The sequence below is a fragment of the Streptomyces carpinensis genome (genome assembly GCF_002154505.1).
GTDB classification, from domain to species: Bacteria; Actinomycetota; Actinomycetes; order Streptomycetales; family Streptomycetaceae; genus Streptomyces; species Streptomyces carpinensis.
In genome coordinates this window covers 1-11942 of the sequence record NZ_MUBM01000361.1, presented here as the reverse complement: position 1 = coordinate 11942, position 11942 = coordinate 1, and the positions used below count along the sequence as shown (strand labels likewise).

Genomic DNA, 11942 nt, shown 5'->3' with positions numbered 1-11942 from the left:
GCCGAACAGGAGGCGGTGGCGCGCCCGCCCGCCACCGCCTCCTGTTCGGCTGCGCTGGACACCTGGTCGCCCCTTTTTTTCGGCTGTCGCGGCTCGTTCGCCTCCGGCCCGCCCCAGTGTTCTCCTCCCGTGTCCGTCTCCGGGCGCGGCTCCCGTCGCTCGGTCCTTTCCACTGTTCTGCCCAGAGCTTGGCTCGCACTCACGTTTCCCGGGAGCGGGCCGGTCGTTGGGAAACCCGTGAGGCACGTACAACGGCGCGCACGGGGCGCGGGGGCCGCGCTGGCCGCCGTAGTGACTTGGGCAGGACTACTGGCCGGGGCCACCGGCTGCACCTCGGACGGCCCGGGAGCCCTCGACCGGACCTTCGGCAAACCGCCGGAGGCGAAGGACGTGGTCCGCATCTCGCCGGAGGACGGCAGCAAGGACGTCCGGCCCGGCGGCAGGCTGCGGGTGCGGGTCGCCGAGGGGCACCTGGAATCCGTCCACGTCGTCAGGTCCCAGGACGCGCAGGACACCCGGGTGTCCGGGCGTCTCTCCCGCGACGGCCGGACCTGGCGGCCCGACGACGACCGGCTGGCCCTGGCCGCCGAGTACACCGTGGACGCGGTGGCCGTCGACGGGCACGGGCGCCGCTCCGCCCGGCACGCGAGCTTCACCACCTACGTCCCCGACGAACGCTTCATCGGCTACGTCACCCCGGAGGACCGCTCCGTCGTCGGCACCGGGATGATCGTCTCCCTCGCGTTCAACCGGGCGATCACCGAGCGGGCCGCCGTGGAGCGCGCGGTCCGTGTCACCGCCGAGCCGCCCGTGGAGATCCGCCCGCACTGGTTCGGCACGGACCGCCTCGACTTCCGGCCCGAGCACTACTGGCGACCCGGCACCCGGGTCACCGTCGACCTGCGCCTGCGGGACGTACGGGGAGCGCCCGGCGTCTACGGGTCGCAGTACAAGACCTTCTCCTTCACCGTGGGCCGCAGCCAGGCCTCGCTGGTCGACGCGGCCGCGCACACCATGGAGGTGCGCCGCGACGGCCGGCTCCTGGCCACCCTGCCGATCACCGCCGGGGCGCCCGAACACACCACCTACAACGGGAAGATGGTGGTGATGGAGATGCTGGAGGTCACCCGCATGGACGGCCGCACGGTCGGCTTCGGCGGCGAGTACGACATCCCCGACGTCCCGCACGCCCTGCGGCTCACCGGCTCCGGCACCTTCGTGCACGGCAACTACTGGTCGTCCCCCGCCCCCTTCGGCCGCACCAACGTCAGCCACGGCTGCGTGGGCCTCAAGGACGTCAGGGGCGGCGGTTCGGACACCCCGGCGGGGTGGTTCTTCGACCACAGTCTGGTCGGCGACGTGGTGGAGGTCGTCCACAGCGACGACAAGGTGGTCGACGCCGCCAACGGCCTCGGCGGATGGAACATGGACTGGACGCGGTGGAAGGCGGGAAGTTCTCTCAAGTGAGCCGCGCGGAGCAGGCATTGGGGTTCGCACGAGATCGTTTCCAACGGCTGTTGAAGTTGGGACGGAACAGTGACAATTGCCTGACGTCCTGCCCCTGACCTTGTGGTTACGATGCGCGAGTGGGCGCCCCGGGGGCGAACGACCGAGGCGGGGTGCGGGCCTGACAGGCCCGGCGAGGGGAGACCAACTTGAACGTGCGGCCGATATCGGGGGCGTCGGTTGACGCGCGAGGACGCAGGGGACGCAGCGCACTGGGCGGACGCAAGGGGCTGCCGGCCCTGGTCTCCGCAGCGCTGGTCCTCACCGTCGCCGCGTGCGGCGGGGGCGGTTCGGACTCGGGGTCGGGCAAGAGCCAGGGCAAGGACCCCGGCGGGCAGAGCAAGCAGTCGCAGGCGGTCGTGACCATCGCGCCCAAGGACGGCGCGAAGTCCGTCGACACCAGCGGCGTCCTCAAGGTCGGCGCGAGCAAGGGCACGCTGACCCAGGTCGTCGTCAAGGACGCCAAGGGCACCGCGATATCGGGGAAGATATCCGCCGACGGTTCCTCCTGGACCCCGTCCACCCACCTGGCCGCGTCGACCCGGTACACGGTCCACGCGGTCGCCAAGGACTCCGCCGGCCGCCAGGCCGCCGAGGACTCCAGCTTCACCACCCTGACGCCGCAGAACACCTTCGTCGGCAACTTCACCCCCGAGGACGGTTCCACGGTCGGCGTCGGAATGCCGTTCTCCGTCAACTTCACCCGGGGCATCACCCACCCGGCGGACGTCGAGAAGGCCATCCGGATCACGACCGAACCGGCCGTCGACGTCGAGGGCCACTGGTTCGGCAACGACCGCCTCGACTTCCGCCCCGAGCACTACTGGAAGGCCGGCACGAAGGTCACCGTCAAGCTCGACCTGGACGGCGTCGAGGGCCGCCCCGGCGTCTACGGCAAGCAGACCAAGACCGTCTCCTTCACCATCGGCCGCAGCCAGGTATCCGTCGTGGACGCAGCCAAGCACACGATGAAGGTCATGCGCGACGGCAAGGTCATCAAGACCATTCCGGTGACCACCGGCAAGCCCGGATACGACACCTGGAACGGCAAGATGGTCATGAGCGAGAAGCTCACGGTGACCCGCATGAACGGCGAGACCGTCGGCTACGGCGGCGAGTACGACATCAAGGACGTCCCGCACGCCATCCGCCTGACCACCTCCGGCACCTTCATCCACGGCAACTACTGGGGCGGCGACGCCTTCGGCAACTACAACGCCAGCCACGGCTGCATCGGCCTGCGCGACGTGCGCGGCGGCTACGACGGCGGAGTGCCGGCCGCCTGGTTCTTCAGCCACTCCATGGTCGGCGACGTGGTCGAGGTCAAGCGCTCCCACGACCGGACCGTCGCCCCGGACAACGGGCTCAACGGCTGGAACATGTCGTGGGCCGACTGGAAGAAGTGAGTTCCGTCCGAGGTACGGGCCCGGTGCTGTGACGGACGGCACCGGGCCCGCTGCCGTTAGTGGACGTTAACCTGCTTCCCATGACCGTAACTCTGGAAGTCGCCGAGGGCGTCGGCACGCTTCGCCTGGACCGCCCGCCCATGAACGCGCTCGACGTCGCCACGCAGGACCGGCTCAAGGAGCTCGCCGAGGAGGCCACCCGCCGCGAGGACGTGCGCGCCGTGGTGATCTACGGCGGTGAGAAGGTGTTCGCGGCCGGCGCGGACATCAAGGAGATGCAGGTGATGGACCACGCGGCGATGGTCCTGCGCGCCCGCGCCCTGCAGGACTCCTTCACGGCCGTGGCCCGCATCCCCAAGCCGGTGGTCGCCGCGATCACGGGCTACGCGCTCGGCGGCGGCTGTGAGCTCGCGCTCTGCGCGGACTACCGCATCGCCGCGGACAACGCCAAGCTGGGCCAGCCGGAGATCCTGCTCGGCCTCATCCCCGGCGCGGGCGGCACCCAGCGGCTGTCCCGGCTGATCGGCCCGTCCAAGGCCAAGGACCTCATCTTCACGGGCCGTCAGGTCAAGGCCGACGAGGCGCTCACGCTCGGCCTGGTGGACCGCGTGGTGCCGGCCGCGGAGGTGTACGAGGCGGCGCACGCGTGGGCCGCGAAGCTCGCCCAGGGCCCGGCCATCGCGCTGCGCGCCGCCAAGGAGTCGATCGACACCGGCCTGGAGACCGACATCGACACCGGGCTCGCCGTCGAGCGGAACTGGTTCGCGGGACTGTTCGCCACGGAGGACCGCGAGCGCGGGATGCGCAGCTTCGTGGAAGAGGGGCCCGGCAAGGCGAAGTTTCTCTAACCGTCCTTTTACCCCTTGCAATTTACGCCGCGTCTTATCGCGGATCCCTCGATGGGGCGGTTCACGGCGGCCGGGAGGCAACCTTGGGACCGCCCTGTCGAGGGAGCCGGGCGTTTGCCGCGAAACGGCCCGTTCACGCAGGTCAGCGGGGCTGTTCGGGGAGTCGATGTGTCATCGTCATATGCCCGGCGCATGGTGGGAAGCGGGGGCTCTCGGGGGGCGTATTCCGCCAGAACGCCCACGAAGACGGCCTCGGACGGCCATGATGGGGGCATGGCGGGGCTGGAGGGCATCGAACAGCCGCGGGGACAGGGACGTTCCGCCGCGGCGCGCTGGTCGCCCGCGGTCGAGGACGACCGGGCGCTGAACGCGCTGGAGCTGTACGGCAATCCCACGGAAGCCGAGGTTCTGTTGCCGTCGCGTCCCGAGTCCGCCGCCACCGCCCGCCGGCTCGTCCAGGTCGTCGTCCTGCGCCAGTGGGGACTGCCCCCCAAGCTGACGGAGGACGCGGTCCTCCTCGTCTCCGAACTCGTGGGCAACGCCGTACGGCACACCGGCGCCCGCGTGTTCGGCCTTCGCATGCGCCGCCGCCGGGGCTGGCTCCGCATCGAGGTCCGCGATCCCTCGCGCGGACTGCCGTGTCTGATGCCTGTTCAGGAGCTGGACATCAGCGGCCGCGGACTGTTCCTGGTGGACAAGCTGGCCGACCGCTGGGGAGTGGACCTGCTGCCCAGGGGCAAGACCACGTGGTTCGAGATGCGGGTGGCGGAACGCTGACCCGCCGGGCCCGCCGAGGCACCGTACCCGACCGACGCTCACCGGTCACCCATTCGTGTGAATCGCCCCTTTTCTTACCCTGCGCCTCTTAAATGGTGCGGGTGACCACCACCGATCGCCGCGGCGTGCTCCGGGCCGGTGCCGGACTCGTCGCCGGGGGCGCGCTCGCCGCCGGGTGCTCCTCCACCGGTGCCGCCCCGCACTCCGCCGCGTCCGACGCCTCGTCCTCCTCCGACTCCTCCGCCCCCTCGCACGCCGCCGCGCACGCGTCCGGGAGCCCGCCCAACGCCCCTGCCCCGCGCGCCTTCCCGCGGCAGCCGGCGCAGATCACCCACGGCCCGCGCGACAAGCCCCGCGTGGCCCTCACCTTCCACGGCCAGGGAGACCCCGCGCTGGCCCGCTCCCTGCTCACCGCGGCCGAGAAGCACGGCGCCCGCCTCACCGTGCTCGCCGTCGGCACCTGGCTCGACCAGCACCCCGAGATGGCCCGCCGGATCCTGGACGGCGGCCACGACCTCGGCAACCACACCCAGCGCCACCTGGCCGTCAACGCCATGTCCGAGAGCGACGCCCACGCGGAGATCGCCGGCTGCGCGGACCGCCTCAGACGGCTCACCGGCTCCATCGGCACCTGGTTCCGCCCCTCACGCGCCCCGACCGCCTCCCCGCTGGTGGAGCGACTGGCCCGCGGCGCCGGATACCCGCACGTCCTCTCGTACGACGTCGACTCCCTCGACTACACCCGGCCCGGCGCCCAGGCCGTCACCCGCAAGGTCCTGGCCGAGGTCCGCGGCGGATCCGTGGTGAGTCTGCACTTCGGCTACCCCGACACGGTCGCCGCCCTCCCCGACGTACTCAACGAACTCGACCGCCGAGGCCTCCACGCGGTCACCACCACGGAGCTGCTGAGCTGATGCATCGCCCTTCACCCTCCCGCACCGCCCGGGTCCTGCTCGCCGGGGCCGCCTGCGCAGCGCTGGCCGCGCTGCCCGCCTGCAGCGCCGGCGACTCGGGGCACCGCGCCGACGAAGCCCTCGGCAGCAAGGCGCCCGCGCAGCCCCAGCCGAACCAGCGGCAGGCCGCCGACGGGCTGCCCGGCATGCCGCCCGTCCTGGACCCGAAGGACGTCTACGCCGCCGACCGCCCGAACAAGCTCTCCCCGGTGGTCAAGGGCTTCCCCTCCCGCGTCTACGTCCCCAACACCAACTCCAACACCGTCACGGTCATCGACCCCAAGACGTACAAGGTCATCGAGACCATCCCGGTCGGCCGACAGCCCCAGCACGTCGTGCCGTCCTGGGATCTGAAGACGCTGTGGGTCAACAACGACCTCGGCAACTCCCTCACCCCCATCGACCCGAGGACCGGCAAGGCGGGCAAGCCGGTGGACGTGCACGACCCGTACAACCTCTACTTCACGCCCGACGGCAAATACGCGATCGTCATGGCCTCCAAGGACCGCCAGCTCGTCTTCCGCGACGCGCACACCATGGACCGGGTGAAGACCGTCCCGGTCACCTGTGCCGGGGTCAACCACGCCGACTTCTCCCTGGACGGCCGGTACTTCATCGTCTCCTGCGAGTTCAGCGGCGAGCTGCTCAAGGTGGACACCGCGCAGATGAAGATCGTCGGCAAGCAGAAACTGGACTACCGCGGCGCCATGCCCCAGGACGTGAAGGTCTCGCCCGACGGCAAGAAGTTCTACGTCGCCGACATGGTGGCCAACGGCCTGTGGATCCTGGACGGGAAGACGTTCGGCAAGCCGGTGTTCCTCTACACCGGAAAGGGCGCCCACGGCCTCTACGTCAGCCGCGACTCGCGCGAGATGTACATCTCCAACCGGGGCGAGGGCACCATCTCCGTCTTCGACTTCGCCAAGGACAAGCTGACCAAGAAGTGGCGCCTGCCGCAGGGTGGCAGTCCCGACATGGGCGGCGTCTCCGCCGACGGCAGGATCCTGTGGCTGTCGGGCCGCTACAATGCCGAGGTGTACGCGATCGACACCCGCACCGGCGGGCAGCTCGCCCGCATCAAGGTCGGCAGCGGCCCGCACGGCCTCGCGGTCTACCCGCAGCCGGGCCGCTACTCGCTCGGCCACACGGGCGTCTTCCGCTGACAGCCCACGGGGAGGACTCGCCTCCGATCGGATGTCGATCCGCCCCCGCCGCCGCGGAGCCGAGATCGTGCTGCGCCTGATCATCACCCGTCGCGGCGGCGTGGCGTGTCGACCACGCCCCGCCCACAAGGCGACCAAGAGCGAGATCATGAGCGAGTGCCGGAGCGACCCCTGCCACCGGCCGTGGCACTGAGCGGCAGCACCCCGGCTTGAGTCTCCACCCACTGGAAGGCCCAGACTCGCAGACGTGAGCGAAGACAGCACCGGACTTCTCACCATCGGCGAGCTGGCCCGGGCCACCGGACTGACCGTGCGCACCATCCGCTACTGGTCCGACGAGGGCGCCCTGCCCCCGGTGGCCCGCTCGGCGGGCGGCTACCGCCTGTACGACGCCGCGTCCGTGGCCCGCCTGGAGCTGATCCGCACCCTGCGCGAGCTCGGCCTCGGCCTGGGCGACGTACGGCGGGTGCTGGCGGGGGAGCGGACGGTCGCGGAGATCGCCGCCGCGCACGTGGCCGCGCTCGACGCGCAGATCCGGTCGCTGAAGGTGACCCGTGCGGTGCTGTCCACGGTCGCGCGACGCGGTTCGAGTGCGGAGGAGATGACCCTGATGAACAAACTGGCACGGCTGTCGGCGGCCGAGCGGCAGCGCATTGTGGACGACTTCGTGGACGAGATCTTCCACGGGCTCGACACGGCCGACCCGTGGATCCGGGAGCGGACGAGCAAGCTCGGTACGGACCTGCCGGACGACCCCACCCCGGAGCAGGTCGACGCCTGGGTGGAGCTGGCGGAACTGCTGCAGAACCCGGACTTCCGGGCCGCGATGCGCCGGATGATCGAGTACAACGCGGCCGACCGCGGCCCCGACTCCCCGGCCGGCTCCTCGGGGTTGTTCTTCCGTCGGCTGGTCGAGCTGGTCGGCGAGGCACGCTCGCGGGGCGTGGCGCCGCAGGACCCGGAGGCGGACGCGGTGCTCGACGAGCTGCTGGGCGCGGACACCGACCGGGTGGCCGTCCTGCGCCGCATCGACCTGGGCAACGAGGTCGCCCGCTACCGGGAGTTGGCGGCCGCGATCAAGGGCGAGCAGGAGCCCCCGAGACACCGGGAGGAGTTCGCCTGGGTGGTCGCCGCACTGAAGGCCTGGCCGGGCCGTTAATCTGACCTGCGTCAGTACGACAGCACGTACGACGACACGTACGACGCACGACAGTAGAACGCGACAAAAGGGGCGGACCGGTGGCGGACATCGAGGAAGCACGCAAGCAGTTCCAGCGGATCGATGCGGACGGTGACGGTTTCATCACCGCCGCCGAGTTCAAGTCCGCCCTGGCCCAGGGGGGCGACTGGAACGTCACCGACACGGTGGCGGAGGCGATCATCAAGGCCCGCGACCTGAACGGCGACAAGGTCCTGTCGTTCGACGAGTTCTGGACCTACCTGAACAAGTGACGCGTCCGGCACAGGCCTGAGAGGCGCCCCCCCGCTCGGCGGTGGGCGCCTTTCCTCGTGCGCCCGGAATAGCCCACGCCGCCCGGAGGTTGCACGTGGCCTGCAACGGCTGTGCAAGGGCACCGCAACCGACCTCCGGGACTCCCGGAAGAGCGAGGCGAGCAGAGATGAAGATCGGCATCATCGGCGCGGGCAACATCGGCGGCAACCTCACCCGGCGGTTCACGGCCGTGGGGCACGACGTCTCCGTGGCGAACTCCCGCGGCCCGCAGACCCTCACCGCGCTGGCCGAGGAGACCGGAGCGACCCCCGTGCGCGTCGAGGAGGCGGCACGCGGCGCCGAGGTCGTCGTGGTCACCGTCCCCCTGAAGGCCGTCCCCGGCCTGCCGTCCGGCCTGTTCGACGGCGCCGCGGAGGGCGTGGTGGTCATCGACACCGGCAACTACTACCCGCAGCAGCGGGACGGCAGGATCGCGGGGATCGAGGACGAGGGCCTCACCGAGAGCCGCTGGACCGAACGGCAGATCGGCCACCCTGTGGTCAAGGCGTTCAACGGCACCTACGCCCAGGACCTCCTCGAGCGTCCCCGCCCGGCCGGTGACCCCGAGCGCATGGCGCTCCCGGTGGCGGGCGACGACGAGGCGGCCAAGGCGAAGGTCCGGGCCCTGATCGACGAGATCGGCTTCGACACCGTGGACGCCGGCGGCATCGACGACTCCTGGCGCCAGCAGCCGGGCACCCCGGTCTACGGCCTCCAGGCCGGCGTCGACGCCGTGACCAAGGCGCTGGCGGAGGCGTCCGCGGAGCGCCCGGCGGACTTCCGGGGCTGACCCGGGGCGCCGGGACGGTCGGCTGCTCGGCCCTCTGCGTCGTACGGGGACGCCGGGCAGTCTGGGTCCTGTCGCACATTCCCGTCGTCCGCTCGCCGGGCAGACGGGAATGTGACGACAGCACACCTAGAGGGTCGCCCACCGGCGCAGCTCGGTGCGGCTGGTGAAGTTCGCGACGTCCTTGTCGTGCGGGTCGTCCGAGTACTGGTGGAAGCGCCACTTGGCCTTGATGCGGGGGTGGCCGGCGGCGACGTAGTCGGCGATCCACAGGCCGTCGCCCGCGTACGAGGTCGTGTCGATGTTCAGCCAGAAGTTGCGGTTCGTGTAGAGGACGACCCGGTTGTGCGGGCGCAGTTCCTTCACCTGCCGGATGAAGTGGTCCTTGTCGGAGTTGGACGCGTGGGTGCCCTCGCCCGTGGTCTCCCAGTCGACGGCGAGGACGTCGCCGGCCCTCTCGGGGGCGTGGGAGACGAAGTACTCGGCCTGGGCGGTGATGTTGCCGGGCCACAGGAAGTGGTAGAAGCCCACGACCAGGCCGGCGTCGCGGCCGTGCTTGGTCTGGGCGCTGAGCCTGGGGTTGACGTACGAACGGCCCTCCGTCGCCTTGATGAAGACGAAGGAGAGGCCGTCCGTGCCGTAGGTGGTGGACTGGTAGGCGCTCACGTCGATGCCCTGCAGCATGCGAACTCCCTGAAGGTGCCGTGGGGGGAGGAGTCGGTCGTCGGTTGGGTTCTGCCCCTCTCCCCTGCGGTCGATCCCTCCAGGGCGTTCGAACATCAGCTCCGGTCGACCACCGAACCCAGTACGGACGGGGACTTGGCGGACCAGTCCGAGGTGATCAGGCTCGCGTGGTGCGCGGCCAGCAGGGACAGGCGGGCGGCCACCTCCGCGTCCGTGGGGTCGGTCGAGGAGATCGCCGGGGAGACGCCGGCCGCGTCCGTGGTGATCAGGATGTAGTGGTGCGCGGAGTAGAAGGACGTGTCGTAGCCCTGGCCGAGATAGGCCGCCGCGTCGCCGTCGAAGAACACGAACCAGGGGCGGATCGAGGCGTCGTAGCGGCTGGTGCGCGGGTCGCCGGCCGCGGCGCCGAGGACGGCCGGGAAGGCCTGCGCCTCCCCGATGTCCCCGGACGCGTACAGGTCCCGCAGGTGGTCGCCGTACTCCTGGTCGGTCCAGTAGTGGTCGAACGGGTTGGCCTGTTCCACCGTTCCGGGGATCAGTTCGAAGAGGACCTTGCCCCGCAGGGCGTCCCGGGACGGCCATGCGTCGGCCTGCGCGGCCGCGTCCAGGGACGAGTAGGCGCCGCCCAGCAGGTCGGACGGCTTGTAGACCATGGTGCCGAGCTTCTGCCGCACCAGTGTGTCGAACTCGTCCGGGCCGAGACCGACGTTGTTGTTGAAGCCGTTCTTCATCTCGACCTTGAAGACGATCGGCCCGTGGTCGGGGTGCAGTTGGTGCCAGGCGGCGATGTTGTCGAGGCAGCTGCCGAGGTCCTGGTTGCGGCTCTTGCCGTAGAGCTCCGCCGGGGTCCTCGCGGCCTCGCAGTTGTTGTCGTCACCCAGCGGATTGCTGTGGCTGACCCGCCAGCGCCTGCTCAGGGGGTCGGTGTAGACGTCGAGTTCGAGCAGCGAGGCACCGGAGTCCAGCGCCTGCGCGAAGTACGTGTACTTGGCCTTGTCGTACGCGTTGTGCGTACCGATCGCCGTCGTGCCGGAGAACGTCGGCGCCCCCGCCGCACCGGCGTTGCCCGGCACCACCCACAGCAGCGCCGCCGCAACCGGTAACGCCGCCAGTCGTCTTGCCATGCGCATGACTCAACTCCCCTTCGCCGTAGCCGAGTTGAGCCGCAGCGTAGGGGGAGTCGGTTACCGTGCGGTAGCCCCTGGAGGAACGGGAGCCGCATGGGGCCCCGAGGATGCGCCTCGAGGCTCCGCGCCGAGGACGGTCAGCATTCGATGATGTTGACGGCGAGGCCGCCGCGGGCGGTCTCCTTGTACTTCACCGACATGTCCGCGCCGGTCTCCTTCATGGTCTTGATGACCTTGTCCAGGGAGACCTTGTGGGAGCCGTCGCCGCGCAGGGCCATGCGGGCGGCCGTGACGGCCTTGACGGCGGCCATGCCGTTGCGTTCGATGCAGGGGATCTGGACCAGGCCGCCCACGGGGTCGCAGGTCAGGCCGAGGTTGTGCTCCATGCCGATCTCGGCGGCGTTCTCCACCTGTTCCGGGGTGCCGCCCATCGCCTCCGCCAGCGCTCCGGCGGCCATCGAGCAGGCGGAGCCGACCTCGCCCTGGCAGCCGACCTCGGCGCCGGAGATGGAGGCGTTCTCCTTGAACAGCATCCCGATCGCGCCGGCCGCGAGCAGGAAGCGGACCACGCCGTCCTCGTCGGCGCCGGGGATGAAGTTGATGTAGTAGTGCAGGACGGCGGGGATGATGCCGGCCGCGCCGTTGGTGGGGGCGGTCACCACCCGGCCGCCGGCGGCGTTCTCCTCGTTCACGGCCATCGCGTAGAGCGTGATCCACTCCATCGCGCGGGCCGCCGCGTCGCCCTCGGCGCGCAGCTGGCGCGCGGTGACGGCGGCCCGGCGCCGCACCTTCAGACCGCCCGGCAGGATGCCCTCGCGGGTCATGCCGCGCTGCACGCACGCCCGCATCACCCGCCAGATCTCCAGCAGGCCCGCGCGGATCTCCTCCTCGGTGCGCCAGGCCCGCTCGTTCTCCAGCATCAGCGAGGAGATCGACAGGCCGGTCTCCCGGGTCAGGCGCAGCAGTTCGTCGCCGGTGCGGAAGGGGTACTTCAGGACCGTGTCGTCCAGCTTGATGCGGTCCGCGCCCACCGCGTCCTCGTCCACCACGAAGCCGCCGCCCACCGAGTAGTAGGTCTTCGTCAGCAGCTCCGCCCCCGAGGCGTCGTGGGCCCACAGGGTCATGCCGTTGGCGTGGTAGGGCAGCGCCTTGCGGCGGTGCAGGACCATGTCGTCGTCGAAGGAGAACGCGATCTCGTG

Annotated in this window: 13 protein-coding genes; 10 read left to right on the top strand and 3 right to left on the bottom strand. The window is 70.7% G+C overall.

Annotated elements, in window-relative coordinates; genetic code table 11:
• The first annotated feature begins 237 nt into the window (after window positions 1-237).
• The 10 genes from BZY54_RS38295 to BZY54_RS38255 all read left to right on the top strand — a co-directional run bounded on the left by BZY54_RS38295 (window position 238) and on the right by BZY54_RS38255 (window position 8935).
• On the top strand, window positions 238-1467 hold the full coding sequence (locus tag BZY54_RS38295; RefSeq protein ID WP_086729978.1) for a L,D-transpeptidase: 1230 nt from the start codon (window positions 238-240) through the stop codon (window positions 1465-1467).
• A 188-nt stretch (window positions 1468-1655) separates the two neighbouring features.
• Entirely contained in the window at window positions 1656-2912 is a 1257-nt protein-coding gene (locus tag BZY54_RS38290) for a L,D-transpeptidase (RefSeq protein WP_086729977.1), read from the top strand.
• Window positions 2913-2992: 80 nt separating this feature from the next.
• Complete coding sequence (locus BZY54_RS38285; RefSeq protein ID WP_086729976.1) at window positions 2993-3760, top strand: enoyl-CoA hydratase/isomerase family protein; 768 nt, start codon at window positions 2993-2995, stop codon at window positions 3758-3760.
• Between the two features lie 273 nt (window positions 3761-4033).
• Window positions 4034-4537, top strand: coding sequence for an ATP-binding protein (locus BZY54_RS38280; RefSeq protein WP_167414142.1), 504 nt, complete (start codon window positions 4034-4036; stop codon window positions 4535-4537).
• A gap of 92 nt (window positions 4538-4629) precedes the next feature.
• The gene (locus BZY54_RS38275; protein WP_086729974.1) at window positions 4630-5451 is read left to right on the top strand and encodes a polysaccharide deacetylase family protein; all 822 of its coding nucleotides are present in this window, start codon (window positions 4630-4632) and stop codon (window positions 5449-5451) included.
• Complete coding sequence (locus BZY54_RS38270) at window positions 5451-6653, top strand: YVTN family beta-propeller repeat protein (RefSeq protein ID WP_086729973.1); 1203 nt, start codon at window positions 5451-5453, stop codon at window positions 6651-6653. Before BZY54_RS38275 ends, BZY54_RS38270 begins: the two co-directional genes overlap by 1 nt.
• 31 nt (window positions 6654-6684) lie before the next feature.
• Window positions 6685-6846, top strand: coding sequence for a hypothetical protein (locus BZY54_RS51230; protein WP_158103981.1), 162 nt, complete (start codon window positions 6685-6687; stop codon window positions 6844-6846).
• Window positions 6847-6900: 54 nt separating this feature from the next.
• The gene (locus BZY54_RS38265) at window positions 6901-7812 is read left to right on the top strand and encodes a helix-turn-helix domain-containing protein (protein ID WP_086729972.1); all 912 of its coding nucleotides are present in this window, start codon (window positions 6901-6903) and stop codon (window positions 7810-7812) included.
• Window positions 7813-7892: 80 nt separating this feature from the next.
• Window positions 7893-8105 carry an EF-hand domain-containing protein gene (locus tag BZY54_RS38260; protein ID WP_086729971.1) on the top strand — a complete coding sequence of 71 codons (213 nt, stop codon included), beginning with the start codon at window positions 7893-7895 and terminating at the stop codon, window positions 8103-8105.
• 41 nt (window positions 8106-8146) lie between these two features.
• A complete protein-coding gene (locus tag BZY54_RS38255; RefSeq protein ID WP_341868723.1) occupies window positions 8147-8935 on the top strand; it encodes an NADPH-dependent F420 reductase in 789 nt (262 codons plus the stop codon).
• A 126-nt stretch (window positions 8936-9061) separates the two neighbouring features.
• Here the strand turns inward: BZY54_RS38255 and BZY54_RS38250 are convergent, their stop codons facing one another.
• From BZY54_RS38250 to BZY54_RS38240, 3 genes are all read right to left on the bottom strand, one after another.
• Window positions 9062-9616: a glycoside hydrolase family 25 protein gene (locus tag BZY54_RS38250; RefSeq protein ID WP_086729969.1), complete on the bottom strand. Its 555-nt coding sequence runs from the start codon at window positions 9614-9616 to the stop codon at window positions 9062-9064.
• Between the two features lie 95 nt (window positions 9617-9711).
• Entirely contained in the window at window positions 9712-10746 is a 1035-nt protein-coding gene (locus BZY54_RS38245) for a phosphatidylinositol-specific phospholipase C domain-containing protein (RefSeq protein ID WP_086729968.1), read from the bottom strand.
• A 134-nt stretch (window positions 10747-10880) separates the two neighbouring features.
• The coding region (locus BZY54_RS38240) for an L-serine ammonia-lyase (RefSeq protein ID WP_086729967.1) at window positions 10881-11942 on the bottom strand (1062 nt) is incomplete at its 5' end.